The sequence below is a fragment of the Sphingobacterium sp. MAE genome (assembly GCF_056711605.1).
This window is the reverse complement of sequence record NZ_CM160044.1, coordinates 4,381,857-4,408,520: the sequence shown is the minus strand read 5'-3', so window position 1 is coordinate 4,408,520 and position 26,664 is coordinate 4,381,857. Positions and strand designations below refer to the sequence as shown.

At 37.1% G+C, this 26,664-nt stretch carries 20 protein-coding genes and 5 tRNA genes; 16 read left to right on the top strand and 9 right to left on the bottom strand.

Annotated features, from left to right (window positions below):
• Positions 1–125: 125 nt before the first annotated feature.
• From AC06G9_RS18975 to panC, 3 genes are all read right to left on the bottom strand, one after another.
• Positions 126–485, bottom strand: a complete 360-nt coding sequence (locus tag AC06G9_RS18975) for a hypothetical protein (protein WP_248755609.1) — start codon at positions 483–485, stop codon at positions 126–128.
• Positions 486–575: 90 nt separating this feature from the next.
• Complete coding sequence (panD, locus tag AC06G9_RS18970; protein ID WP_094773256.1) at positions 576–926, bottom strand: aspartate 1-decarboxylase; 351 nt, start codon at positions 924–926, stop codon at positions 576–578.
• A gap of 57 nt (positions 927–983) precedes the next feature.
• Positions 984–1,829: a pantoate--beta-alanine ligase gene (panC, locus tag AC06G9_RS18965; protein WP_293923781.1), complete on the bottom strand. Its 846-nt coding sequence runs from the start codon at positions 1,827–1,829 to the stop codon at positions 984–986.
• A 151-nt stretch (positions 1,830–1,980) separates the two neighbouring features.
• Between panC and AC06G9_RS18960 the strand changes: the two genes are divergently transcribed.
• Both AC06G9_RS18960 and ispF read left to right on the top strand, forming a co-directional pair.
• On the top strand, positions 1,981–2,805 hold the full coding sequence (locus AC06G9_RS18960) for a glycogen/starch synthase (RefSeq protein ID WP_045755033.1): 825 nt from the start codon (positions 1,981–1,983) through the stop codon (positions 2,803–2,805).
• A 199-nt stretch (positions 2,806–3,004) separates the two neighbouring features.
• On the top strand, positions 3,005–3,484 hold the full coding sequence (gene ispF, locus AC06G9_RS18955; protein WP_045755032.1) for a 2-C-methyl-D-erythritol 2,4-cyclodiphosphate synthase: 480 nt from the start codon (positions 3,005–3,007) through the stop codon (positions 3,482–3,484).
• Here ispF and AC06G9_RS18950 read toward each other — a convergent pair.
• Positions 3,481–4,698 carry a TCR/Tet family MFS transporter gene (locus AC06G9_RS18950; protein ID WP_480956927.1) on the bottom strand — a complete coding sequence of 406 codons (1,218 nt, stop codon included), beginning with the start codon at positions 4,696–4,698 and terminating at the stop codon, positions 3,481–3,483. The two genes, ispF and AC06G9_RS18950, sit on opposite strands and share 4 nt — an antisense overlap.
• A 443-nt stretch (positions 4,699–5,141) precedes the next feature.
• Here AC06G9_RS18950 and AC06G9_RS18945 point away from each other — a divergent pair, with 443 nt between their 5' ends.
• Complete coding sequence (locus AC06G9_RS18945) at positions 5,142–7,397, top strand: transglycosylase domain-containing protein (RefSeq protein ID WP_480956926.1); 2,256 nt, start codon at positions 5,142–5,144, stop codon at positions 7,395–7,397.
• A gap of 74 nt (positions 7,398–7,471) precedes the next feature.
• Positions 7,472–9,283, top strand: coding sequence for an excinuclease ABC subunit UvrC (gene uvrC, locus AC06G9_RS18940; protein ID WP_293923768.1), 1,812 nt, complete (start codon positions 7,472–7,474; stop codon positions 9,281–9,283).
• Positions 9,284–9,362: 79 nt separating this feature from the next.
• Here the strand turns inward: uvrC and era are convergent, their stop codons facing one another.
• Positions 9,363–10,241 (bottom strand): GTPase Era, encoded by an 879-nt coding sequence (gene era, locus AC06G9_RS18935; protein ID WP_045756147.1) that lies wholly within the window; start codon positions 10,239–10,241, stop codon positions 9,363–9,365.
• 115 nt (positions 10,242–10,356) lie between these two features.
• Between era and AC06G9_RS18930 the strand changes: the two genes are divergently transcribed.
• The 11 genes from AC06G9_RS18930 (at position 10,357) to AC06G9_RS18880 (ending at position 22,646) form a co-directional block, all read left to right on the top strand.
• Positions 10,357–10,429: transfer RNA gene (locus AC06G9_RS18930), tRNA-Met, on the top strand.
• A 48-nt stretch (positions 10,430–10,477) separates the two neighbouring features.
• Positions 10,478–10,550: transfer RNA gene (locus AC06G9_RS18925), tRNA-Met, on the top strand.
• Positions 10,551–10,598: 48 nt separating this feature from the next.
• Positions 10,599–10,671 (top strand) — tRNA-Met (locus AC06G9_RS18920).
• A gap of 48 nt (positions 10,672–10,719) precedes the next feature.
• Positions 10,720–10,792: transfer RNA gene (locus tag AC06G9_RS18915), tRNA-Met, on the top strand.
• Positions 10,793–10,840: 48 nt separating this feature from the next.
• Positions 10,841–10,913: transfer RNA gene (locus AC06G9_RS18910), tRNA-Met, on the top strand.
• Positions 10,914–11,469: 556 nt separating this feature from the next.
• Complete coding sequence (locus AC06G9_RS18905; protein ID WP_480956925.1) at positions 11,470–14,547, top strand: SusC/RagA family TonB-linked outer membrane protein; 3,078 nt, start codon at positions 11,470–11,472, stop codon at positions 14,545–14,547.
• Positions 14,548–14,567: 20 nt separating this feature from the next.
• The gene (locus AC06G9_RS18900) at positions 14,568–16,301 is read left to right on the top strand and encodes a RagB/SusD family nutrient uptake outer membrane protein (RefSeq protein ID WP_480956924.1); all 1,734 of its coding nucleotides are present in this window, start codon (positions 14,568–14,570) and stop codon (positions 16,299–16,301) included.
• A 173-nt stretch (positions 16,302–16,474) separates the two neighbouring features.
• Positions 16,475–18,622, top strand: a complete 2,148-nt coding sequence (locus AC06G9_RS18895; protein WP_480956923.1) for a beta-N-acetylglucosaminidase domain-containing protein — start codon at positions 16,475–16,477, stop codon at positions 18,620–18,622.
• Between the two features lie 318 nt (positions 18,623–18,940).
• Complete coding sequence (der, locus tag AC06G9_RS18890; protein ID WP_045752609.1) at positions 18,941–20,242, top strand: ribosome biogenesis GTPase Der; 1,302 nt, start codon at positions 18,941–18,943, stop codon at positions 20,240–20,242.
• A 20-nt stretch (positions 20,243–20,262) separates the two neighbouring features.
• Positions 20,263–21,729 carry a cysteine--tRNA ligase gene (gene cysS, locus AC06G9_RS18885; protein ID WP_281046793.1) on the top strand — a complete coding sequence of 489 codons (1,467 nt, stop codon included), beginning with the start codon at positions 20,263–20,265 and terminating at the stop codon, positions 21,727–21,729.
• Between the two features lie 32 nt (positions 21,730–21,761).
• A complete protein-coding gene (locus tag AC06G9_RS18880) occupies positions 21,762–22,646 on the top strand; it encodes a DUF4440 domain-containing protein (protein WP_434442500.1) in 885 nt (294 codons plus the stop codon).
• An 83-nt stretch (positions 22,647–22,729) separates the two neighbouring features.
• Here AC06G9_RS18880 and AC06G9_RS18875 read toward each other — a convergent pair whose 3' ends face one another.
• Positions 22,730–24,079, bottom strand: a complete 1,350-nt coding sequence (locus tag AC06G9_RS18875) for a peptidylprolyl isomerase (RefSeq protein ID WP_045755246.1) — start codon at positions 24,077–24,079, stop codon at positions 22,730–22,732.
• A gap of 356 nt (positions 24,080–24,435) precedes the next feature.
• Between AC06G9_RS18875 and AC06G9_RS18870 the strand changes: the two genes are divergently transcribed.
• Entirely contained in the window at positions 24,436–25,530 is a 1,095-nt protein-coding gene (locus AC06G9_RS18870; RefSeq protein ID WP_480956922.1) for a lactonase family protein, read from the top strand.
• Here the strand turns inward: AC06G9_RS18870 and mnhG are convergent.
• From mnhG to AC06G9_RS18855, 3 genes are read right to left on the bottom strand one after another with little or no spacing between them, the layout of a single operon-like run.
• Complete coding sequence (mnhG, locus tag AC06G9_RS18865; RefSeq protein ID WP_045752605.1) at positions 25,520–25,918, bottom strand: monovalent cation/H(+) antiporter subunit G; 399 nt, start codon at positions 25,916–25,918, stop codon at positions 25,520–25,522. The two genes, AC06G9_RS18870 and mnhG, sit on opposite strands and share 11 nt — an antisense overlap.
• Positions 25,911–26,186, bottom strand: coding sequence for a monovalent cation/H+ antiporter complex subunit F (locus tag AC06G9_RS18860; protein WP_045752604.1), 276 nt, complete (start codon positions 26,184–26,186; stop codon positions 25,911–25,913). The genes mnhG and AC06G9_RS18860 overlap by 8 nt, the downstream gene beginning before the upstream one ends.
• Complete coding sequence (locus AC06G9_RS18855) at positions 26,183–26,659, bottom strand: Na+/H+ antiporter subunit E (RefSeq protein ID WP_045752603.1); 477 nt, start codon at positions 26,657–26,659, stop codon at positions 26,183–26,185. The genes AC06G9_RS18860 and AC06G9_RS18855 overlap by 4 nt, the downstream gene beginning before the upstream one ends.
• Positions 26,660–26,664: the final 5 nt, after the last annotated feature.

Genomic DNA, 26,664 nt, shown 5'->3' with positions numbered 1-26,664 from the left:
CATGATACGTTCACTTTTTTTGTTTAAAATAATTAATATAGCACAGTTGATCGCGATGTGACTTGCGACTGCACGACGAATAGCATTCTTCTCTGACTTAGACGAATGCGAAAGATGATGATATTTTAAACTAACGGGGGAGGACCTCTAAGGAAAGCATGGTCGACGACACAATTTGTGAAAAGAGGTGTGTAGACCTGATAACTGTAAACGTGAAAGATAGTCCGAATGGGATCTTCAAAAACTATAAATTCACTTTGAACAAAATTTTGATAATAGACAACATTTAGAAAATCAATTTGATCATCGGATTCTTGCTGTCGGGGTTGATCGTCTGTAAAATCATACGGGTGATTGTGCATGACAATCTCGCCGTTTGACTTGACTTCTTTGTGCATAAAAATAACACCAGAAATAATGATCAAGCTGATCAATGCAAGTTGCATGGATGCTAAGACCTTTCTGATATTTATTTTATATGACATGTCGCTAATAAAAAAAAGCACTCGATTTATACGAGTGCTAAATTATTGAAAATAAACGTAGCTTTCTATGGAAAGTTTATTTTTATCAGATTATTTTATAAGTTGATTGTTATCATCTGGAAAAACTAAGCTTGGAATATGTTTCTTCGCCTCTTCCATCTCCATTTGTGCGTAGGATATGATGATCACAATATCACCTACCTGAACCAGTCTTGCTGCTGCTCCATTTAGACAAATAGTACCAGAGGCTCTTTTGCCAGGAATAACATATGTTTCTAAACGTGCACCATTGTTATTGTTAACGATTTGAACTTTTTCGTTTGCAATAATATTTGCTGCATCCATTAAATCCTCATCAATTGTAATACTACCAACGTAATTCAATTCGGCCTGTGTAACCCGAACACGGTGGATTTTAGATTTCATTACCTCTATAAACATGTGGCAAAGTTAGATTTTTCTTGTAAAAATGTAAAGCTATTAAGTATAATGTGACAATTAATTCAAAATCATATTATCAATTAGGCGCACATCTTCCACTCTGGCGGTAACCAGAGCGACATATTGTTTACCATTTTCAATAACGATAGCTTCCTGTAATGTGGTTGTTTCGCAGATAGCTAGATATTCTAAAGCGATGCCATCACTCGTTTCTAACTGATTGGTGGCCATTTTTTTCAATTCAGGCAAATCGATGTTCTGAACATTATTCTTAATAAATTGAAGTGTCCTGAACAAGGCCAGCGCTTGTTGCTTTCCCTGTTCAGAAAGGCGCATATTTCTAGAACTTAAGGCAAGACCATTGTCATCTCTGATGATTGGACAGAGTGCAATGGTGATCGGTAAAGCTTTTTCTTTGATCATCTGTTCAATAACCATCACTTGCTGAAAATCTTTTTGACCGAAACAAGCGATATCAGGTTGAACTAAATTGAATAATTTATATACGACTTGTGTAACTCCTTGAAAATGTCCAGGTCTCATTTTACCTTCCCATATTTCATCCAATCCATGAAGGTTGATATGCCATTTTTCATCTTGATCAGGATACATTTCTTCCACTGTAGGTAAAAATAGAATCGTACAATTAGCGGCTTCCAATAAGGCAATATCCTGCTCAATTGGTCTGGGATATTTTTCTAAATCTTTAGGATCATTGAATTGTGTGGGGTTGACAAAAATACTGCAAACGGTTATATCTGACAACGGTTTAGCGTAATTCAATAACGAGATATGTCCTGCATGTAATGCACCCATTGTTGGGATAAGAGCTATTTTTTGCTGGTTGACTCGCGCTGTTTCCAGGTAATCTTGAAGCTCTTTTTTAGTCTTGAAAATTCTCACTTTTAGAAATTTTAATGCAGGGCAAATGTGAGGAATATATTTGTGAATATAAAACGATGATTTGTAAGGAATTGTATTGTCGGGATATTTTACGTATCTTTGTAGACCGATTTTACTGTTCTAATAAAAATAAAATAAATAAAAACTGGAGATGGCAAAAACGAAGATATTGTTTATAACCCACGAGATGTCGCCTTTCCTCGAATTAACTAAAATTTCTGAAATTACGCGTCAATTGCCACAGGCTATGCAAGAAAAAGGATTTGAAATCCGAATTCTTATGCCTCGTTTTGGTAATATCAATGAGCGTAGAAATAGATTGCATGAGGTGATTCGTTTGTCAGGCTTAAACATTGTGGTGGATAACAATGACAATCCGCTAATCATTAAGGTAGCTTCATTGCCTGCGGCACGTATGCAGGTTTACTTCTTGGATAATGAAGACTATTTTCAGCGGAAAAAAGTTTTTCGTGACGAGAATGGAGAATTTTTTAATGACAACAATGAGCGTTCGGTGTTCTTCTGTAAAGGAGCATTGGAGACGGTTAAAAAATTAGGTTGGTCGCCTGATGTGGTACATTGCCATGGATGGTTTTCAGCATTGGTGCCGGCTTATTTGAAGACGACATATAAAGATGATCCTACTTTTAAGGGAGCCAAAGTGATGTATTCGTTATATAACGAAGAATTCTCAGGTACTTTAGGAGATAAATACAGAGAGATTGCTCCTGAAGGTGCATTGACGCAAGAAGATGTTGCTACTTATGGTGACGGAAGTTATGTCAACATCTATAAAGGTGCATTGGATTTTACAGATGTAGCTGTTGTAGCTGAGGAAGGTGTGAATCCTGAAATTCTAGCATACGCAAAAGAAAAAGGCGTTCAGGTATTTGAGCCGAATGGTGATGAAGACTATGAAGCTTTTAGTGATCTGTTTGATCAATTCGCTCCGGTAGAAGAAGAGTCAACGGTCTAAGGAAAAGATAGGTAAGAACAAAAGCGTCTAAGTAATTAGGCGCTTTTTTTTGTTCCATCTACCAGCGCTAAAAAAGGATGGTCTGATTAGGGATAGAATGGGTTATATGAAATGATCAAATCTATCCTGTGGTTGCTAATTGTTTTATGATGGAATTAATGGTAGGGATGATCATTTAAAATGTTACCTTAGCTATATTATGAAAATTAAAGTTGGCTTTGGCTTTGATGTCCATCAATTAAAGGAAGGACATCCATTTATAGTAGGTGGAGTTGAATTGGATCATCATGCAGGTGCATTTGGACACTCTGATGCAGATGTTTTGGTACATGCAATTTGTGACGCATTGTTAGGTGCGGCTAATTTAGAGGATATTGGCTACCATTTTCCCAATACTGATGATCAGTGGAAAGGTATTAATAGTCTCGTTTTATTACAACATTGTATTAAATTGATTGCAGATAAGGGATATACTTTAGGAAATATTGATGCCATGTTATGCTTAGAAGCTCCTAAGATCAAACCCTATATTAGTCAGATGAAAGAAAAAATCGCAGCAGCATCAGGTCTTGATGTGGAGGATATCTCTATTAAAGCAACGACCAATGAAACGATGGGTTTTATTGGGAGACAAGAGGGCGTAGTCGCTTATGCAGTTTGTTTGATTGAAAAAGCTTAACGTTTCTTTTTGCTTCTAAAAAAGAAACAAGCGATGATAAAACTGACGGCAGTCAGTACAAATCCGATATAGAAAGGAGCTCCTGGTAAATAGAGAGCTTCTTTTTTGTCTGTAAAATGGGCAAATAGCCAGCTCATCACCGGTGGGCCAATGATGGCTGTTAGACTGATGATACTCGTCAACCCACCCTGTATCTGACCTTGTTCATTGGATGGTGTTTCGTTGGATATCAAACTCTGGATCGCAGGACCGGCTATTCCAGCAAATACATAGGGTACAATAGCTAAAAAAATCAACCACGGAGCAAAGGCCATCCCCATTAAAGGCATAGAGATCATATAAAGACCGCAACCGATTAAAATACTTTTTTCTAAACCTAGTTTGGGAATAATAATACGAATAAGACCCGCTTGAACGACAGCTACTAATGCCCCAACAAAGCCTAAAGATATACCGACCATCCTTTCATCCCACTGATATCTTTCCATGGTGTAGTAAGACCAAGTACTCTGCACAGCATGCGAAGCAATATTGATTAAAAAAATACAGAAAAAGAGTTGTTTTAAGTGAGGATATTTGGCCAGTTGCTTGAAAGCGCCTACTGGATTGGCATTTCTCCATTTGAATGGTCTACGATTATCTTTTTGAAGGGATTCAGGAATTAGAAAATACCCGTATAAAAAGTTGAGAAAACTCAATATCGCTGCAGCATAAAATGGAATCCGCGCACCATAATGCCCCAACAGTCCGCCTAATAATGGCCCTACAATAAATCCTAAACCAAAGGCAGCTCCTAATAAACCGAAATTCTGAGCTTTCTTTTCCTGTGAGCTGATGTCTGCTATAAATGCAGCAGCAACGGTATAACTTGCGCCAGTAATACCGGCAATAAATCGACCTATAAATAACCAAAGAATAGTCGGTGCTAAGCCCATTAAAAGGTAATTGATGGAGAAACCTAGTAGTGAAATCAATAAAATAGGTCTTCTTCCAAAGCGATCACTTAAGTTGCCTAATACAGAGGCAAAAAAGAACTGCGTAAGGGCATAGCAAAACATAAGCAGTCCGCCATAACGAGATGCATCACTCAATGTTCCACCAATTAATTCTTCTATTAATTTGGGCATGACCGGAATGATAATACCCAATCCGATGACATCAATTAAGACAGTCAAAAAAATGAAGAATAAACTTTTTGAGGTACTAACGGACATATATACTGCGTTTTGTTTTAATCACGTAAAATATCAATGAAGCGATAATAAAATTAATCATCAGGTGGACGCATCCAAGTATAGATGGCCAAGATATTTGAGTTTAAATCTAAACTAAATTTCTGAAATACCAAGCTTCAGTGATATTCAAAATTGTAATTCGATCGTTTGCATGGTTTGGGTTTAACCCAATAGATTTGATTAATTGTGCGATATGGACCTGAATAGGTAATAATTTTTATTGATTTTAACTTGTTTTTTAAGTTGTGAATGATTCTTTTTTAGGTTTTTTTTTTACGGATGTTGTATGGAATGGAGATTCCTCAAAATATTTGTAATATCTTTGTTGTCATGCATATAATCTTTGGCACATTATCTGATGTTGTAGCGAAGAATTATGTTAACATATTTATAACGATCAAATCGAGAAAGAATAAGGTTCAATGAAGAGAGAATCAAAAAAAAACCAACTGCAACCAGAGGATGTCAAGCGGTATACACGTAATTTCTGGAAATTTATTATTGGAATAATAGCTTTTGGATTTCTATTTATATTTAGTGTACGCATGGGGTTATTTGGCAAATTGCCATCTTTTAGCGATTTAGAAAATCCTAAAAGTAATTTAGCTTCTGAAGTTATTACCGAAGATAATAAGGTTTTAGGTACTTATTATATTCAGAATAGATCTAATGTAAAATATAGTGAACTATCACCGTTTTTGGTCCAAGCACTGATTTCAACAGAAGATAAACGTTTCTATGATCACTCAGGGATTGATTATACGCGCACGATTACGGTTATTTTCCACACACTGACAGGGAATAAACAAGGTGGCAGTACCATTACCCAACAATTGGCACTCAATTTATTTTCGGATGGCCGAGCTAAAAGTGCTCCCAAACGTATCATTCAAAAATTTCAAGAATGGATTACTGCTGTTCGATTAGAACGTAATTATACAAAAGAAGAGATTATAACGATGTATTTTAATACGGTAGATTTTGGAGCCTATAATACTTTTGGTATTAAGTCTGCTGCACGTACCTATTTTAATACGACTCCAGATAAACTTACCGCTGATCAAGCAGCATTATTAGTCGGGATGCTTAAAGGTCCCGGTGTTTATTCTCCAGTAAGATATCCTAAAAATGCATTATCACGTAGAAATACAGTTTTAGATAATATGAATAAGGCTAACTTTATTTCTTTGGAGGAAGAAGCTGCCGCTCAGGCAAAACCGCTTGGATTACAGTTGAAAATTGCAAACTATGGTGAAGGTCTAGCACCATATTTTCGTGCAGTATTGAAAGAAGAGATCAAAAAGGAGTTTTCAAGACTTTCGATCACCAAATCTGACGGTACTCCTTATGACTTGGATCGTGATGGATTGAAGATTTATACAACGATCAATATGACGATGCAACAATATGCGGAGGATGCTCAAAAAGAATGGATGAAATCATTGCAAGTAAAATTCAATGCGCAGTGGAAAAGTAGAGATGCATTTAAAGGAGCTAATGCCAAATTATTGACTACAGGTATGCGACGTTCTGAACGTTATCGTATACTTAAAGAGAATGGACTTTCTGAAGATGAAATTAAAAAAGCATTTAAGGTAAAAGTACCGATGTCAATTTTTACTTGGAAGGGCTCAGTTGATACAGTTATGACTCCATTAGACTCTATTCGATATAATAAATTGATGTTGCGTAATGCGATGATGTCTATGGAACCGAAAACGGGACATATTAAAGCATGGGTTGGTGGCATTAATTTCGAACACTATAAATATGATCAAGTAAAAATGGGTACTCGTCAAGTAGGATCGACAGCAAAACCTTTTACTTATGCCGTTGCAATTGATAATGGCTATTCTCCATGTTACAGTATTCCCAATTATCAGCAAACTTATGGTAATTGGACACCTCGCGGGACAGCTGAAGGTGGAAACCCAATCACGTTAGCAAATGGGCTAGCTTTATCTCAAAACTATGCGACCGCATATCTTGTAAATCAGGTAACACCAGAGGCGGTTGCAGCTTTGACCAAGCGCATGGGTATCACAAGTGATGTTCCTAATTATCCTTCCATTTCACTTGGAGCTTATGAAGCTTCTGTATTTGATATGGTAGGCGCTTATTCTGCTTTTGTCAATCACGGTACTTGGATAGAGCCAAATGCAATTTTAAGAATTGAGGATAAAAATGGAACACCTATTTATGAAAAAGCTCCTAAAGTGGTCAAAGCATTGAATAGTGAATCTGCCTACATTATCGTGGATATGTTAAAATCTGTTGTTTCCAAAGGTACAGCAAGAAGAATTCAATGGAAATATCATTTAACGAATCCGATTGGAGGTAAGACAGGTACTACAAATGATAACTCAGATGCTTGGTTTATCGGAATAACACCTGAATTGGTTTCGGGTGTATGGACTGGTGCTGAAGATCGAGGTATAAGCTTTGCGAATATGCAAGATGGACAAGGTGCGGCAGCTGCGATGCCGGTATTTGCACTATATATGCAGAAGATATACGCTGATAAGAACCTAAATTATACGAAAGGTGATTTTGAACTTCCTGAAGGAGGATTGACCCGAGTGGTAGATTGTTCCAAATACTGGAGTGGGGGCGGAAGTGCCGGTAGTGATAGTACGGGTTCTGAATCAAGCTTAAATGATGATCGGTTAGGTTTTTAAATAATATTAAATATAGGTATAAAGCCAGGTAATATAGTTTTTCGAAATTTGTTATCTGGCTTGTTTTATTGAAGATGAACGTGTTTGATTATAAAGAAGAGCTCAAAAGAATTCCACATAAACCGGGTGTTTATCAGTATTTTGATAAGCAGGATATACTGATTTATATCGGTAAGGCCAAAGATCTCAGAAATCGGGTAGGTTCTTATTTTGTAAATGAAACGCAACACAACGGTAAGACAAGGGTATTAGTGCGTCAGATCAACCGTATTGCTTTTACAATTGTAGATACAGAGATTGATGCTTGGTTGTTGGAGAATTCATTGATTAAGAAGCATAAGCCTAAGTATAATGTATTATTAAAAGATGATAAGACCTATCCGTGGATCGTTATTAAAAATGAACGTTTTCCTCGAGTTTTTTGGACACGCAAGCATATTAAAGATGGTTCCCGCTATTATGGCCCTTATGCGTCTATAGGGATGATGCACATTGTGCTGGATGTCATCCGGGATTTATTCCCGTTACGTACTTGTAATCTGGCATTGACTCAAGAGAATATTGCTCGAGGTAAGTTTAAGATCTGTCTCGAATATCAGATCGGAAATTGTAAAGGACCGTGTGAAGGTTATCAGTCTGAAGAGGATTATGACCAAAATCTGAGCGATATAAAAGATATTTTGAATGGTAAAATTTCGGTTGTCACCAATCGGATTAAAGAGCAAATGCAAACAGCTGTTTCAGAAATGAATTTTGAAAAAGCACATGCTTACAAGATGAAATTAGACAAATTGGATTTTTATCAAAGTAAATCCACCGTTGTCAATTCATCCATCACGAATGTAGATGTCTTCAGCATTGCATCGGACGAGAGCTATGCTTTTGTCAATTACTTAAAAGTAATGAATGGTGTTATCATCCAGACACAGACCGTTGAGATGAAACGGCGGCTGGATGAGACCGAACAAGAACTTCTAGCTTTGGCTATTCCTGAAATTCGAGATCGATTCAAAAGTTTATCACGAGAGATCATCGTTCCTTTTGAATTGGACATTCAAGAAAATGATCAAATCAAATTTACAGTTCCAAAATTAGGCGAGAAGAGAAAATTATTGGATCTATCGCTGAAGAATGTGGCTTTTTTTAAGAAAGAACGCTTGTTGCATTATGAGAAACTAAATCCTGATGTAAGAGTTGATCGTATCTTGACGCAGATGAAGAAAGATCTGCGGTTGAATGTGTTGCCCCAACATATCGAATGTTTTGATAATTCCAATATACAGGGAAGTTATCCTGTATCGGCCATAGTGGTATTTAAAGATGCAAAACCATCAAAAAAAGATTATCGACACTTCAATGTGAAGACAGTGGTTGGGCCTAATGATTTCGCTACGATGGAAGAGGCGGTATATAGGCGATATAAGCGTGTTTTAGATGAAGGGACCGGATTGCCTCAGTTGATTATTATTGATGGTGGTAAGGGGCAGTTAAGCGCTGCGTTGAAAAGCTTAAAGTTATTGGGGATAGAAAAACAGGTGACGGTGATCGGTATTGCCAAAAGATTAGAGGAGTTGTATTATCCAGGTGATCAATATCCCCTATATTTGGATAAAAAATCGGAAACACTAAAAATTATACAACACCTTCGCGATGAAGCCCATCGATTCGGAATCACTTTCCATAGGAACCAACGTAGTCGAAAGACTTTTGTTTCTGAATTGGAGGATATCCCTGGAATAGGAAAAACCACAGTGGAGAAACTGTTGACGACCTTTAAGTCTGTCAAGAAGATTAAAGAGGCGCCTGAAGAAGAGCTGAAAAAATTATTAAACCTCAAACAGTTGCATGCTCTTTTAACTTATTTTAATCGCATTGATCAGAACTAAAATTTATACTATAGAAAAGCCTCTAAATTTTAGAGGCTTTTCTTCTTAATTGTAATTGATCAAAAAATATAATCTAGAATTAGTCGTCGTAACCGAATCTTTTTAAGTAATTCTTTTTACTTCTCCAATCTGGGATTACCTTAACAAAAACTTCTAAGAATACTTTCTTGCCAATAAATTCTTCAATATCTTGACGAGCATAGGTACCTACTTTTTTAATCATGGAACCTCCTGTACCGATGATAATATTTTTTTGCGAATCTCGTTCTACGATGATCTCTGCAGCAATCCGTGTGATCTTAGGTTCTTCTTTATAAGAAGTGACAATGACCTCAGAACTGTATGGAATTTCCTTGTCGTACAGTTTGAATATTTTTTCACGAATCATTTCCGAGACAAAGAAACGCATTGACTTGTCTGTCAGTTCATCCTTTTCATAGTAAGGGGCATGTACCGGAAGTTTTTCCTTGATATAGTCCATGACACCAGTTACATTGTGGTTAAGAAGTGCTGATACAGCAAAAATAACTTCCGGATTGATGGTTTCTTTCCAGAATTCTACTTTAGCCATCACTTCTGCTTCGTTAGATTTATCAATTTTATTAATCAGAACGGCTACCGGAGAACTTGTTTTTTTCAATTTCTCGATAACATCATTTTCATCATATTTTTCATTGATATCTGTAACAAATAAAATAATGTCCGCATCGATTAGCGATCCTTGGACAAAATTCATCATTGATTCTTGTAGCGAATAGTTTGGTTTGATGATACCTGGTGTGTCTGAAAAGACAATTTGGTGCTCCTCATCATTCACTATTCCAATAATGCGGTGTCTTGTTGTTTGAGCTTTAGGAGTGATGATAGACATCTTTTCACCCACTAAAGCGTTCATTAGCGTAGACTTACCTGCATTAGGTTTACCGATGATGCTTACGAATCCTGCTTTATGCGACATTTTTTTTAATTTAATTAGGATTACAAAGAAACAAAATATATCTTTGTGCTCCAATTCGGAGGTAAAGATATCTTGCTTTTTTGTATTTAAAAGTAAGATTGACCAAAAAATATATTGCGGGATGGAGCAGTTGGTAGCTCGTCGGGCTCATAACCCGAAGGTCATCAGTTCGAGTCTGATTCCCGCTACTAAAGAGTCCGTTGCAAGACACGGATTCGAAGACATTAAAAATACATTGCGGGATGGAGCAGTTGGTAGCTCGTCGGGCTCATAACCCGAAGGTCATCAGTTCGAGTCTGATTCCCGCTACTAAAGAGTCCGTTGGAAGACACGGATTCGAAGACATTAAAAATACATTGCGGGATGGAGCAGTTGGTAGCTCGTCGGGCTCATAACCCGAAGGTCATCAGTTCGAGTCTGATTCCCGCTACTAAAGAGTCCGTTGCAAGACACGGATTCGAAGACATTGAAAATACATTGCGGGATGGAGCAGTTGGTAGCTCGTCGGGCTCATAACCCGAAGGTCATCAGTTCGAGTCTGATTCCCGCTACTAAAGAGTCCGTTGGAAGACACGGATTCGAAGACATTGAAAATACATTGCGGGATGGAGCAGTTGGTAGCTCGTCGGGCTCATAACCCGAAGGTCATCAGTTCGAGTCTGATTCCCGCTACTATAAAGAACCCCTTAGTCAAAAGCTAAGGGGTTTCTTTTTGCCTGTTTTTTAGAGAACATGTTACTAAAGCTATGATCGTAACAGGTTAAAAGTAGGTTGTGAAACTGAAGGTCGTTTAATTCGTACTGTCTCTATATCCTGAAGTTAGAGAAATTGGTGATATTCCTGAGTCACTGAGGTATTGACTGAACAAGAGTGTATAATTGCTCGTATAATAAAAAAGAAATTAATTGATTTTCTTATTCAAAGAATTGCAAAAAGGCATACAAAAGCAGCTATCTCCTATGGATACCTGCTTTTTTTATAGTGTCTGTATTTTTGAGTTTTTATTGTGTCTACGGATACGCTAGATCGATATATCAAGAGATAAAAGAACAGTATGATTTGTAATTTCAAATTGAACTATGTATTAGTTAGCTAAACAAACGATTGCGTTATTTTATGCAATCGATTTCGTTTCATATTAAATTTATATTAAGTAATCTTTACACTATTTTGCAGAAGATAAATTATGATAATTAACTAATTTACTGATTATCTTGAAATTAAGTTTATGAATAAGAGATTTACAAAACCTTTTTTTGTGACTAAATTTTATCCCATTACGTCAGCTTTGATGTTGGCGCTAATTGCTCCAAGCGTAGCTGAAGCACATGATGATGGTGATTTAATTAGCTCAACAATCAGCAGTTCGCAGCAGAAAATTTCTGGTACTGTTACTTCTAGTTCAGGTCCATTAAGTGGCGTGACGATTTATGTGAAAGAGAATTCCACGATTGCGACTTCAACAGATAGCAATGGACGCTATTCTATTCAGGTAGCAAATGGTCAGACTTTAGTATTTTCAGCTGTCGGATTTGACAAGGTTGAAAAACCTGTGCAGGGCGCAACAGTGAATGTCGTACTTGTAGCATCAAATGAGGCATTAGAAGAAGTGGTTGTTGTTGGTTATGGGAGCCAAAAAAAGGAAAGCTTAACTGGTTCATTGCAGACTGTAAAAGGTGATAAATTGCGTGATATTACTTCTCCTTCAGTTGAAAACATGTTAAATGGTAAAGCTGCGGGTGTATATGTCGCTCCGGGAACGGGAAGACCAGGCGCAAAAGGTGGTGTAGTCATTCGCGGTCAAGCCACTTTAAGTGGCACGACAAGCCCATTATGGGTTGTCGATGGTGTTATTCTTGGATCTAGTGCTGGTGATTTAAATCCAGATGATATTGCTACCTTAACGGTATTAAAAGATGCAGCTTCAACGGCTATATATGGTTCACAGGGAGCAAATGGTGTGGTTGTCGTCACCACAAAAAATCCAACTGCAAATAGCACTTCAATCAATTTCTCTTCAAAAATCGGATTTAATCAGCTTACTACTGGTAATTTGAAAATGATGAATGGTGCTGAACTTTATGATTATTATGCTTCTTTTGCAAACCAAGCGGCAATTAAATTTCCCCGTTGGAATGCTGATTTGAGAAATAGTGATTTCGACTGGTGGAAAGTGGCTACACAACATGGTTTTACCCAAAATCATAATATTTCTATCCAATCGGGTACTGAAAAGCTACAATCTTATCTATCATTGGGTTACTACAATGAAGTAGGTGCTGTGAAAGGCTATGATTACGATCGTTATAATTTCCGTATGAATACGGTTTATAAACCGACGAAATGGTTGACCGTTAAACCAACTTTAGTTGGAGCACGTAGAGGAGTAGAGGATAGACAATATTCTACAACAGCGATGTATTCAAATTTCCCTTGGGATAACCCATTTGATGCAGATGGCAAGCCGGTTCCTCATCGTTATAGCGGGTGGGTAAATAGTGCGAACACAAACTACCTATATGATTTACAATGGGATCATAGTGCCAATACCAATTATGAGTTCAGCGGTAATATGGACTTTGATATCAAATTCACCAATTGGTTGACTTTTTCATCCGTTAATAACTACCGCTATAATACTTATAGTGCTGCGGGGTATACAGATCCTCGTTCTAGTGGAGGAGAAAGTGTAAAGGGACGTTTAACAGATTACCGCTCAGAATATGCGCGTCGTTATACCAGTCAGATATTGCGTTTTAATAAATCTTGGGGTAAACATGCTGTGAATGCATTAGCAGCTTATGAATTCAATGATTATTGGGACAAGACATTAGATGTTTATGGTACAGGTTTTATTCCTGGCTTCGAAGTGTTAAATGTTGTTGCTAAACCAGAACGTACTAGAGGAAATATTAATGAATGGGCAGTCCAATCTTTATTATCGAATGCAAATTATGCTTACGATGGTAAATATTTGGGACAGGTATCTTTCCGTCGTGATGGTGCTTCCAATTTTGGAGATAACGCTAAATATGGTAATTTTTTCTCCGTGAGTGGAGGATGGAATATCAATCGCGAGAGTTGGTTCAATGCCGCCTGGATTGATAATTTAAAAGTCCGTGCTTCATACGGTTCAGTAGGTAACCGTCCTAGCGAATTATATCCACAATACAACTTATATTCTGTTTCATTGGCATCAGGTTATAATGAAAATTCGGGAGCTTTGATTTATCGGATTGGAAATAAAAATCTGACTTGGGAACGTACCTTTACAACAGGTGCAGGATTTGATGCAACCATGTTCAACAATCGTGCTCGTGTCACTTTTGATTACTATGATAAAAAAACGGACAATATCTTATATAACGTGCCAATCAGTGGAATGACGGGCGTCACAAGTGTGTATAAGAACATTGGAAAGATGCAAAATAGAGGTATTGAGCTTACTTTAGGCGGTGATATCATTCGTAAAAATGACTTCACTTGGAGCTTGGATATCAATATCGGCCATAACAAAAATAAGTTAACCGAATTGATTAAGAGCAAAGATGTTAATGGCAACGATGTGACAAGACCTCTTATCATCGATGATGGTTTAGGCATCGCTGGTTCTGCTAGTCGAGTTTTGGAGCCAGGATTACCGGTTGATACTTATTATATGCCGATATGGGCTGGGGTCAATGTGGAGACTGGTGCTCCAGAGTGGTATAAAGTTGAAACCGATCAGGATGGTAATCAAACTCAAGTCAAGACTTCTAATTATTCAGCAGCGACCTTGCAGAAGGCAGGAAAAGCATCCCCAGATCTATTTGGTGGATTCAATACAGGAATCACTTACAAACAGTTTGATCTCAATGCATCATTTGGGTACTCCATTGGTGGGAAGATCTATAATTATTCTCGTCAAGAATATGATTCTGATGGAACCTATACCGATAGGAATCAGATGAAATTGCAAGACGGCTGGAGTCGATGGGAAAAACCAGGAGATATTGCTACGCATCCAATCGCTAAATACAATAATAACGATAAAGGAAATTCTACATCAACGCGTTATTTAGAAGATAGTGATTTTTTAAGATTGCGTTCGTTGACCTTGGGATATAACCTGAAATTGGAACAATATAAATTGAAAAATGTCCGTGTATTCTTTACGGGGGAGAACTTGTTTACCATTACGAACTATTCAGGTGTGGATCCTGAGATTTCGATCAATGAAGATACAGGCGCTATCTTAGGTTCGGCAGGTCCAGCTATATATCCTGCTACACGCAAATTTATGTTTGGTCTTAATGTGACATTTTAGTTAAAAGAGAGAAAAATTTTATGAAAAAGATACTATCTATACTATTAACAGCTGCTACCATTACATCATGTAATATAGATCGGTTCCCCCATAATTTAATGGATTCGGATAATATTTCTAGCAATCCAGATGCCGGGATAAATGGCGCATATGGACAATTGAAAGCCTGGTCGGATCCGATGCATCGAGCTGGCGAGTATGCCGGCGATAATATGATGATTCGCGGAGCTTCGACGGATGCATTTTATGAGTTTATTTCGTATGCACGTACGCCAAATAACGGACGTTTATCTGAATTTTGGAATGCGGGGTATAAGGCTATTGCGCAGTCATCCAATGTGATGAAAATCATTACTGAAGGTGAAAGTCCTGAAAAAGACAACCAATTAGGGGAGTGTTATTACATTCGTGGCATGATGTATTTCTACTTGGTTCGTGCCTATGGACGTCCTTATTACCAAAGTCCTGAAACCAATCTTGGAGTGCCTATTGTAAATGGTACCCCTGATGATGTTTTTAATGATCTGCGTTTACCTGACCGTGCTACGGTTAAAGCAACGTATGAACAGGCGATCAGTGATTTGAAGAAGGCAGAATCCTTATTGACAATTAACAAAGGCAATATCTATGCTTCTAAGGGAGCAGCTCAAGCCATGTTATCTCGGGTTTATCTGTATATGAGTGGTACATACCAGTCCCCAAATGCCGAATACGCAAGATTGTCAGTAGAGTATGCGGATAAAGTGATCAACTCTGGAGACTATACCTTGTTGGATCGAGACAAATTTATGAAATATAATACCTTTACACCAGAGAATAATGCCGAGACGATCTTTGCCATTAAAAGAGTAGCATCTGAATTTTCGGGTTATGATCATTATTATGGTGTTGGTGGTATGTATTCAAATATCGGCGGTATGGGCTGGGGTGAGATGTATGCAAGTGCAAAATACATCGATTTGCTAAATGAAACAGGTCGTAACGACTGGCGCCCAGACAACTACCGTATCGTTGATGCGCGTGCTTCCTTTATAGAACCCACTTATTCCGAAGATGAAAAGACAGGGAAGTATACCGAGGTCTTTCGCTTTATAAAAGAAGACGCTGCAAATACATTAAATTATGCCCAATTTATTATTGAGCGAACAGGTAACACCGTTACTGCTATAGAGGTAATTCCAAAAACGGCAACTACTGCCGAACAAAGAATACCTTATGCATTAACCGTGATCAACGTCAATGAAGGAACCTATAGTATAAAATACAAGGATGGTAAAACGTATAATGGGGTATTGGATTATTATATTTCATTAAATCGTGTATATCCTCAGTTCTATATTACGAAATGTTCTAAAGAAGGTGAAAATTCGCAATTACATTCACCAATCATCAGCAGATTAGGAGAGGTTTATCTCAATAGAGCAGAAGCACAAGCAAAACTGGGTAATTACGCTGCAGCATTAGCGGATTTAAATAAAATAAGAACCCGCTCGATTACAAATGGTGCGTATTCATCCTTAAATGCTTCAAATGCAAGTACATTAATTGATAAAGAGCGTGAATTGGAATTGGCATTTCAAGCAGAACGTAGCTATGATGTATTTCGTAATGGTAAAGCATTGACGCGTCAATATCCAGGACCGCATAATCAATCTGAGGTTATAGCGCCAACGGACTTTCGTGTCGTATACTATATCCCGCAGAGTGCGATTAATTCATACCCTGGAGTGTTGACTCAAAATCCAACACAATAGATTAAGTTGATCATTTTAAGAAAATGGCTTTGCAGATTTGCAAGGCCATTTTTTTTTATCGTATTTCCTCTCTTGTTTTCACGCAAACGATTTCATGCCTTTCGAATTTGTGACATTCATCTTATACCATTATACTTGTTTTACTTTAACCTAATTCAATTTCTACAATCATTATGTTATCCAGATTTTTAATTTTATGTTTTGTTATTTGTACGTTATTTGCAAATAGTCGAGCCCAGCACATTTACCCCATACCTCAAAAAACAATTCTAAAAAAAGAACATATTCCTTATGCAGGTATCGTACTAAAGGGGAATATAGATCAGCAGATCTCCTCTATATTGACACCCTATTGGGCTAAGTCAGGTATTCCTGTTCGATTTAAAATGTCAAAAACGGTGACAAATCAGGAAGGATATGATTTATCTATTGGTCCAAAGAGCATTGAAGTCACTTATAAAACTCAACGAGGTGCTTTTTATGCTGCTCAAAGTTTAAAACAACTTTTAGATACTGCTAAACAAACCTCCTTTTTACAAGAGCAGCTTATACATGATTTTCCTGATGTTGCCTTTCGAGGGACAGTCGAGGGTTTTTACGGCGAGCCATGGAGTTTCGAAGATCGCATTGCACAGTTGAAGTTTTATGGGCAATGGAAAATGAATACGTACTTGTATGGTCCTAAAGATGATGCTTATCATTCATCACCCAATTGGCGCGAACCATACCCTGAAGAAGAAGCAAAGCGCATACAGGATCTAGTGCAGGTTGCAAAAGATCATGAAGTAGATTTTTATTGGGCGATTCATCCAGGTAAAGATATTAAATGGAATAAGGCTGATAGTTTGGCCGTATTGCATAAGTTTGATTTAATGTATGATTTGGGAGTAAGACACTTTGCTGTATTTTTTGATGATATTTCTGGTGAAGGAACAAAAGCAGAGAAACAAGCAGGTTTGTTGAATTACTTGCAAAAGGAATTTGTCGAGAAAAAGCAGCATGTAGGGGCATTGATCATGTGCCCGACGGAGTACAATAAATTATGGTCCAATTTAAAGCCAAATACTTATTTAGATCTATTGGGAGATCAGTTGGATAACAAGATCGAGATTATGTGGACGGGCAATTCAGTTATCCATGATGTCACGAAAGAAGGACAAGTTTGGGTCAATAATCGTATTAAACGACCTTCATTTGTTTGGTGGAATTTTCCAGTAAGTGATTATGTTCGAAATCATCTTTTGTTAGGACCTGTCTATGGTTTAAGTAGCGAGATTAAATCTGATATGTCAGGTTTCGTAACTAACCCAATGGATAAGGCAGAAGCTTCTAAAGTCGCTATTTTTTCAGTTGCGGATTATTCTTGGAATTTGAAATCTTTTGATTCAAACACTTCTTGGCTCCGAGGTATACACGAAGTAATGCCTGAGATTGAAACATCATATGCTTTATTTTCAAAACATAATACAGATCCTGGCCCAAGTTATCATCAGTATCGACGTATAGAATCGGAAGGTTTTGGTCCATTAATAGATAGTTTATTAAATGTTACACCGAAATTTAAAACTTTTCCCATTGCATTAAAATCTGAGAATTATATTTTACTCCAAGCTGAGTTTTCAAAATTTGCTCCTGCTGTCCAGCATATTGTTGAACGTTCGCGTAATCAAAAGTTAGTAAGCGAATTAAAACCTTGGTTATTTCACTTCGCAAGCTTGGGCCAAGCAAGTTTATCGCTACTGGATCTTTTAACTTCAAAAGATGACCAGGAAGCTTACCGGCATTTTCTTGAACTGCAGACGGAGCGTAATAAGTTGGTTGATATTGATCGAAATAATAATCGGAATCCCTATCAGCCCGGTATTGTAACGGGTAGCCGTCATATATTACCCTGGGTGGAGAAATCGTATTTTCATTTTGCACAATTATTTCGAGAAAAAGGTTTTGCAGTGCCTCAATCCATTGATCAGGCTAGTGGCCATGTAATAACGAGTTTGGCTCCATTAAAGGCTTTACCCATCTTGAATGATGTGATTACAGGAAATAGACCACAACAGATCCTGAAATTAAGTCCTATGTTGGAGGTTGTTAAATTAAATCCTAAAGATAATATTGGTCTGGAGGTCACCTCTTCCCAGTTTATAAAAGACGTACTTTTTGAAGTTTTGCCAAAACAAGAGTTGCTGAAATTAGAATTTAGCGATGATGGGGCGACCTGGTCAGCAACTAAATCGTCTAAATCTAAAGCTGCCCGATTAATCAATAGCGCAGACCATATTGTTGAAATTAAGATCCATAAATTTGAACTTGTACTGCAATAGGTTGTATGCTATTTAGTATTGTTGGAAAGTCTCAGTATGTTCACTGAGGCTTTCTTTTTAGCAACTCCTTTGGCTGATCGGAACCAGCTAATTGCAGTCAAAATCGGATTCTGACTATAAAATTTTTATAAGCGCATAATCGCTCTGTTTAATCGTGTTATACCTGATTGTTGTCATGGATTAGAAAAATGGTAGAGATTACGATAAGATTAGATTGATTTTCAAAAATACCAGGTATAATGTGTAACTTTGCCCACTGAGTTAAATTGTATTTAAATAAGTTGCCGTGAGGTAACGAGAATAATATATAGTAAAAATATGGCAAATATTGTTGCAATTGTAGGTCGTCCAAATGTTGGGAAATCCACGCTTTTTAATCGTCTGACGGAGAGTAGAAAAGCTATTGTTGATGACTTTAGTGGAGTGACGCGCGACCGTCACTATGAAACGGCAGAATGGATAGGGAAGAATTTTACAGTTATTGATACTGGTGGGTTTGTACATGGATCGGATGATGTTTTTGAAGAAGCAATTCGTGACCAAGTTCATATCGCAATAGAAGAAGCATCTGCTATTATATTTATGGTAGATGTAACCACAGGAATCACTGATTTAGATGATGAGATTGCTGATATTTTAAGAAGAAGTTCTAAGCCTGTATATGTGGCAGCAAATAAAGTTGATCATGCTAAATTACATCATGATTCGGCTGAGTTTTATGCATTCGGTTTAGGTGAGATCTATAATGTTTCTTCAGCTACAGGATCTGGTACAGGAGAGTTATTAGATGCAGTAGTTTCCACTTTTGAAGATGAACCCGAAGACGATACGACATTACCAAAATATACGATTGTAGGTCGCCCTAATGTGGGGAAATCTTCTTTAACAAATGCATTGTTAGGTGTAGATCGTAATATCGTCACTCCAGTAGCTGGTACTACTCGTGATTCGATTCGTATCCATTACAAACAGTTCGGTCATGAATTCTTATTGATCGATACCGCTGGATTGAGACGTAAGTCTAAAGTGAACGAAGATATTGAGTTTTACTCTGTCATGCGTACGATCAAAGCTTTGGAGGATTCGGATGTTGTTCTGTTGATGTTGGATGCCAATGACGGTATTGAAGCGCAGGATATTAATATTTTCCATCTTGCAGAGAAAAATAGAAAAGGGATTGTAATCGTTGTCAACAAATGGGATACCATTGATAAAGATAATAAAACAATGAAAGAGTTTGAGGCTCGTATCAAAGAGAAAATCGCTCCTTTTACAGATATTCCTATTGTTTTTACTTCCGTTACTGAGAAACAGCGTATTTTCAAAACTTTGGAAGTTGCGGCAAAGGTTTACGAAAATAAAACAAAGAAGATTCCTACTTCAAAATTAAATGAAGTGATGTTGCAGGTGATCGAAAATTATCCGCCACCAGCTCTAAAAGGTAAATATATCAAAGTAAAGTATGTTACCCAGCTTCCTGGACGTACACCCATGTTTGCATTCTTTTGTAACTTACCACAGTATGTAAAAGATCCATACAAACGTTATATTGAAAATAAACTGCGTGAGCACTTCGATTTCGAGGGAGTTCCAATTCAAATATATTTTAGACAAAAATAGAAACTGATATTTTTCTAGACATGGAAAACAATCTTTATTTATACAATACGTTAACACGTAAAAAAGAAAAATTCCAACCATTACATCCCTCTTTAGTAGGGATGTATGTTTGTGGGCCTACCGTATACAGTGATGTTCACTTGGGGAATTGTCGTACTTTCGTGTCGTTTGATTTGATATTTCGATATTTAAAGCATCTTGGCTTTAAAGTCCGTTATGTACGTAATATAACAGATGCAGGCCATCTGGAAGGAGATAATGATGAAGGTGATGATAAATTTGCTAAAAAGGCTAAACTAGAACAGCTGGAGCCGATGGAGATTGTGCAAAAATATACACTTGGTTTCCATGATGTTTTACGTCTTTTCAATACTTTACCTCCTAGCATCGAGCCTACAGCTACCGGTCATATTTCAGAACAGATCGAAATGGTTCAACAAATCATTGCGAATGGATATGCTTATGAAGTCAATGGAACCGTATATTTTGACGTTGAAAAATATGTGAAAGATTATGATTATACCGTTTTGACTAATCGTAAGCTTGATGATATGTTGAATAACACACGTGAACTCGGTGGTCAGGATGAGAAGCATGGTCGTTTGGACTTTGCCCTATGGATCAAAGCTAAGCCAGAACATATTATGCGTTGGCCTTCGCCCTGGAGTGTAGGTTTTCCGGGCTGGCATATCGAGTGTTCTGCTATGAGCCGTAAATATTTGGGTGACCAGTTTGATATACACGGTGGGGGAATGGATTTGGCAGCAACACATCATACCAATGAAATCGCGCAGTCAGAAGCATGTAATCATACCACTCCTGCAAAATATTGGATGCACACCAATATGTTGACGGTAAATGGTGCGCGCATGTCAAAATCATCGGGAAATGGCTTTTTGCCACATCAATTGTTTACGGGAGATCACCCTTTATTGGAACGTGGTTATACACCTATGGCCGTGCGTTTCTTTATGTTGCAGGCTCATTATAGAAGTACATTGGATTTTTCTAATGAAGCATTAGATGCAGCTGATAAGGGCTTTAAACGTTTGATGACAGCCATTAATCTATTGGATAAATTGAAACCTTCAAAAGGTAAGTCAGCATTGAATATTGCCGATTTACGTGCAAAATGCTATGCTGCAATGGATGATGATTTCAATAGCCCTATTTTAATTGCGGAGTTATTTGAGGTCGTTCGGTTGATTAATTCAATTTATGACGGAAAAGCAGCTATTAGTGCTCCTGATCTAGAAGAGTTGAAAACATTATTACAACATTTTGTTTTTGATATTCTCGGACTGCAAAATGATCAAATATCCAGCAATGATAGTATCGATGAGATTATGTCTATTGTCATCAAATTACGCGATGGTGCTAAGCAAAATAAAGATTTTGCAACATCGGATCGTATTCGTGAGGAACTCAATGCCATCGGTATACAACTGAAAGATAGCAAAGATGGGACGCTTTGGAATAAGATTTGATAGTTAGTGTCGAATTAATATCAAAATATTACATGAATATATGGAATAAAATGTCGGCAATAGTTTTCATGAGTGCTTTTTCAGCACAAGTGTATGCGCAGATTCCCGATAAAGTAGGTAGTTTAATCCGTGCAGATAAAGAAGCTGCATTGATTTCTAAAACAACTACACCGCATCAGGCACTTCTGTCCATTGTCGATAAAGAGTCTAAATTTTTTGTTCCTTCAGAGGTCAATGCTTTAGATTACCTGAATAATAGACCCAATATACCAGATGTATTAACTTGGGAACCTGCATTAGCGATGGTTTCAAAAAGTCAAGAATTTGGTGTCACTACGGGGCCGATGGAATTTCAAAAAGTCGGAGCCAGAAAACGTTTTGGGCAATATTTGACGGTCTGGAAAAGAAATAAAAAAGGAAAATGGTTAGTCGATATTCGAGCTGAAGTCGAAAATTTTGGCAATAAGGAAAATTCTGAATTGGAATTTTATGAGCCAAGCGAAGCATGGTATTTAAAGCATCGTTCACAAGTACGATTAGATCAACGTAAAGAGATTGTTTTTGAGACGGACAAGCTTTTGTCGACCGTATTAAAAGCGGATAACCAAGCTGGTTATAAAGAGTTTTTACATGAGGACTCGCGTTTGCTTTTTCCTTGGATTCAACCCATAGAAGGTAAGAAGGATATACTGGCATATTTGAAAAAATCCCGTATAAATATCATCACAACTCCTGAAAAAGTGGGTAGAGCTTATAGTGGCGAATATGCCTATTCTTTTGGAACTGCTACAGTGAATCTGAAAGATAAAGTTGTCAAATATAATTATATTCGAATCTGGAAGTTAAGCGAACTGGCAAAGGATGATGTGTCAAAAGCAAACTGGAATGTATTGGTTGAAATGATGTTCGAGCGATAGTCGACCTGTATACATTTATACATAAAATGAGAAAGGGCTTCAAATCAAATTTGAAGCCCTTTCTCATTTTATGATATTTGATCTTATTTTTTAGAAATCCAAACTTTAAGTTCGTCACATTCTTGAAAGTCATCAGCAATATCGATGTAGGTACTTTCTCTTTTGGATTCAAACCAAGTGTTCAGTTTGCGATTAACCTTATCTTGTCTTGCTGCTTCTTTTATTTTTACATAATCTTCATCCAAATTAGCTTTGTGAGGAGCTACACGGGATTTTAGATAATTGAAACGTAGGCCAACTTCACCAGTGCGATCTGTAAATTGAGCTGGTTTAGAATACTCTCCTGGTTTTAATGGATCGATAGCTTGGAATACAGATGCCTCTAACTTATCTACTGGTATTAGTGTAGATCGTGTTTCACCTTCTTGGTTAAGTACCATACCACCATTAAATTTGGTTTCTTCACTGTCCGAATTTGTTGTAGCAGCATGATAGAAATCCAATTTACCTGTTGTTACTAAGTTGTAGATACTGTCCATTTTTGCTTGCGTTCGTTCAATACTAGCTGTCGTTGGTTTGAATTTGATCAAGATATGTCTCACATGTACTTCTTCACCACGTCTTTCCAAGACTTGTAGAAAGTGAAATCCATATTTGGTTTCAAATACGGGCGAGATCTCGCCAGCTTTTAATTTAAAAGCCATAGCAGCAAATTCTTTTACCCAGTTGTCACGCGTGTTGAATCCTAAATCTCCACCATAGGGGGCAGAGCCATCTTCAGAATATAGACGAGCGACTGTTCCAAACTCAGAACCATCCATAACTTGCTTGCGAAGCCCTTCTGCTTTTGTTTTAAACTCAGCTTTCTCTTCTACAGTTAGTTTAGGAAACATCACAATCTCACCAATTTCAACTTCTGTGTTGAAGTATGGTAAACTGTCTGTATTTAGGGCTTCAAAATAACGTTTTACTTCGATAGGAGTTACATCAACTTTCTGAACAATATTTTGACGCATTTTATTCGCTTTCAATTGTTCAAAAATGCTAGGACGCATATCTTCTTTATATTGCAGTAAAGATCTGTTTAAGAATTTTTCCAGTCGTTCCTGTCCGCCAGCTTGTTGCGACATATAACGTAAGCGGCTGTTCAAATTATCATCTACCTCTGTTTCACCAACTTCAATGGAATCGATTACAGCTTGTTGTGAAAGTAACTTTTGCGTCAACAATTGTTGAAGCATTTCACATTTGAAATTTTCATTTGCTTTATTACCGCTCGAAAGATATTGTGCATATTGCATATCAACATCTGACTGTAAGATAATACCAGAGCCTACTGTCGCAACTACCCGATCGATTACTTGTTTTTGAGCAAATACTGTTTGTGCTGTCACAAATACCAATAATAGCAACGTATATATGTTTTTTTTCATTAGAATAATATGTCTTTTAATGGTGATGAAGCTATCATGAGCAGTTATGACTTTCTTTTTTAAGCTATTTAAGCTCATGATGTTTTCATTCGAGGAATGTAAATTAAATACTTTTAATAAATAAACTGTTCAAACTTAAAGTTTTGAAAGCCTGCACAAAATTATTAGAATATATTAATTATTCTTAATTTTATTTCAATAATATTTCCAAGGTATCTTTGCCTTTTTCTGTTCCATAATGACAAAGAAATACGTAACATCCATGGAACAGCTAAAATAAGTATTTACACCGTATCAAAAGTAGTTTTAACCAATTTTAACACTACTTTTTAACACAAAGTTTTAATTTTGAAAACATGAAAAAAATTCTGCTTTTTATTTTGACCTGTTTCCCTTTTCTAGGTTGGTCCCAAAACATGACGATGTTTGTCGGTACCTACACATCTAATACGGCGAGTAAAGGTATATATGCTTTTGACTTCAATGCTAAAACAGGTGCAATGGAGTTGATTTCCACCACGCCAATGATTGATCCGTCTTTTCTAGCCCGTAAAGATAATATTATATATGCAGTAAGTGAGCAAGGTAAAAATAAAGGAAATTTAGCTTCATACTCTTATAATAATGGTCAATTTACCTTATTGAATGTCGTGCCGACAAAGGGTGATGCTCCCTGTCATGTAGCGGTCAGTCCCTATAAAAATTTGATTGCAGTATCTAATTATTCAGGAGGTTCATTTGTACTTTATGGATTAGAACCAAATGGTGTAATTGGCAATTTAAAGGAATTTATACAACATGAAGGTAAAGGTGTCGATAAAGTAAGGCAAGAAGGTCCACATGTTCATTCTGCTTTTTTCTCCAAAAAGGGAAATGAACTTTTTGTTCAAGATTTAGGACTAGATCAAATCTCGATTTATAAGTTTATCAACCCTAAAAAACCTGATGTCAAATTGGCTGAAGATCCTGCAGAAGTATTTTCTTCGGCCGGCGGTGGTCCAAGACATATCGCTTTTGATAAGAAAGAGAAATATATGTATGTGCTGTTGGAAATGACAGCCGATATTGCCGTATATAAACGAGACGGCCAAGATTGGTTATTTGATCAGTCTATTAATATTAATCCTGACGGATTTAAGGGTGCAAATGGTGCCGCAGATATTAAAACATCTCCAGATGGTAAATTTCTTTACGCAACAAATCGAGGAGATGCAAATACCATTGGTATTTTTTCAATTGCCAAAGATGGCAAGTTAGTAAAGGTTGCAAATCAAAGTACGATGGGCAAGGGACCACGTAATTTTAATATCAGTCCAGATGGTAAGTTTCTTTTGGTGGCTAACCAGACGACCAACGAAATCGTTACTTTTAGTCGAGATGAAAAAACAGGACTATTAAAAGAGACTGGAAATCGTGTTCATGTTCCAGCCCCAGTCTGTATTATTTTTTAAGCGGTTCATCCTGTGATGAAGAGTCGTCATGCGTACCTGTACCTTTAAGCTCATGCGTCTCTTCATCATACATGCCCTCCAACTCATCCATAATGGTGCCCTTCCATACTTTTATACCGGTGATATAGGCAACTCTTCCAATCATGTGTGCGGCTACAGGGGCAGTTAACATGAGAAAAAATGCTATAGCAATTGTTTTGGTTGTCACAGAGACATCCGGAAACACAATGGCGGCACAAAGTAATAATAATCCTACACCTAAGGTGGCAGCTTTTACGGTTACAGATAGGCGTAAATAAAAATCAGGCATTCTTAGTATACCAATGGAGGCAAAGAGAATGGCTAGTGCACCAATGGTGCTCAGTACGGCAATAATGATATCAGTCATGGTGATCTTGTTTTTCTAAATAAAATGCAAAGGCTATTGTTCCTAAAAACGCAATTAATGCGAGAATCATTGCTACATCAAGAAAAATTGCTTGAGCGGTAGTGATACTGTAAACCGTGATGATACCAATACCTGTAGTAATGATCAGGTCTAAAGCAATTACACGGTCTGCCACATCAGGACCTTTAAAAAGACGAATAAATGTGATTACTGTAGAAAGAATCAAAATTGGTAGAATCACATAATCCAAATATTCAGTTAAGCTCATCGTAGAATTTCTAATAGTTTACGTTCAACATTGTTTTTCAACTCTGTCATGAATTTTTGTTTATCATGAAGGTACATGACATGGATATATAAAATCTTTTTATCATCACTAACATCAAGAATCAATGTACCTGGTGTCAATGAAATGAATGTCGATAAGAGATTGATCTCAAAATCAGATTTTGCATCCATCCGGTATTTTACAATTCCAGGTTTGAAAAAGTATTTAGGAGTAATGACATCATAAGCTACTTGTAGATTAGCGATAATCATTTGATAAAAGAAGAAAAAGAGAAAGCTAATTGTTTTTGGTACACGATAAAAATAACGTTGATCCACTTCATTGCGATTCATCACCCATAGGATAAAGAAACCCAGCAAGAATCCAAAAAGAAAATTAGTATAGTACATTGAACCTGTTAATGCTACCCAAATAAAAGATAGCAGCAGATTCATTAAAAACTGTTTTATCATATGTT

Bases quoted from the DNA above. Each gene is read 5' to 3' on its own strand.
- AC06G9_RS18975 (WP_248755609.1), bottom strand. From the start codon at position 485: ATGTCATATAAAATAAATATCAGAAAGGTCTTAGCATCCATGCAACTT.
- panD (WP_094773256.1), bottom strand. From the start codon at position 926: ATGTTTATAGAGGTAATGAAATCTAAAATCCACCGTGTTCGGGTTACA.
- AC06G9_RS18960 (WP_045755033.1), top strand. From the start codon at position 1,981: ATGGCAAAAACGAAGATATTGTTTATAACCCACGAGATGTCGCCTTTC.
- ispF (WP_045755032.1), top strand. From the start codon at position 3,005: ATGAAAATTAAAGTTGGCTTTGGCTTTGATGTCCATCAATTAAAGGAA.
- AC06G9_RS18950 (WP_480956927.1), bottom strand. From the start codon at position 4,698: ATGTCCGTTAGTACCTCAAAAAGTTTATTCTTCATTTTTTTGACTGTC.
- AC06G9_RS18945 (WP_480956926.1), top strand. From the start codon at position 5,142: ATGAAGAGAGAATCAAAAAAAAACCAACTGCAACCAGAGGATGTCAAG.
- uvrC (WP_293923768.1), top strand. From the start codon at position 7,472: ATGAACGTGTTTGATTATAAAGAAGAGCTCAAAAGAATTCCACATAAA.
- era (WP_045756147.1), bottom strand. From the start codon at position 10,241: ATGTCGCATAAAGCAGGATTCGTAAGCATCATCGGTAAACCTAATGCA.
- AC06G9_RS18905 (WP_480956925.1), top strand. From the start codon at position 11,470: ATGAATAAGAGATTTACAAAACCTTTTTTTGTGACTAAATTTTATCCC.
- AC06G9_RS18900 (WP_480956924.1), top strand. From the start codon at position 14,568: ATGAAAAAGATACTATCTATACTATTAACAGCTGCTACCATTACATCA.
- AC06G9_RS18895 (WP_480956923.1), top strand. From the start codon at position 16,475: ATGTTATCCAGATTTTTAATTTTATGTTTTGTTATTTGTACGTTATTT.
- der (WP_045752609.1), top strand. From the start codon at position 18,941: ATGGCAAATATTGTTGCAATTGTAGGTCGTCCAAATGTTGGGAAATCC.
- cysS (WP_281046793.1), top strand. From the start codon at position 20,263: ATGGAAAACAATCTTTATTTATACAATACGTTAACACGTAAAAAAGAA.
- AC06G9_RS18880 (WP_434442500.1), top strand. From the start codon at position 21,762: ATGAATATATGGAATAAAATGTCGGCAATAGTTTTCATGAGTGCTTTT.
- AC06G9_RS18875 (WP_045755246.1), bottom strand. From the start codon at position 24,079: ATGAAAAAAAACATATATACGTTGCTATTATTGGTATTTGTGACAGCA.
- AC06G9_RS18870 (WP_480956922.1), top strand. From the start codon at position 24,436: ATGAAAAAAATTCTGCTTTTTATTTTGACCTGTTTCCCTTTTCTAGGT.
- mnhG (WP_045752605.1), bottom strand. From the start codon at position 25,918: ATGACTGATATCATTATTGCCGTACTGAGCACCATTGGTGCACTAGCC.
- AC06G9_RS18860 (WP_045752604.1), bottom strand. From the start codon at position 26,186: ATGAGCTTAACTGAATATTTGGATTATGTGATTCTACCAATTTTGATT.
- AC06G9_RS18855 (WP_045752603.1), bottom strand. From the start codon at position 26,659: ATGATAAAACAGTTTTTAATGAATCTGCTGCTATCTTTTATTTGGGTA.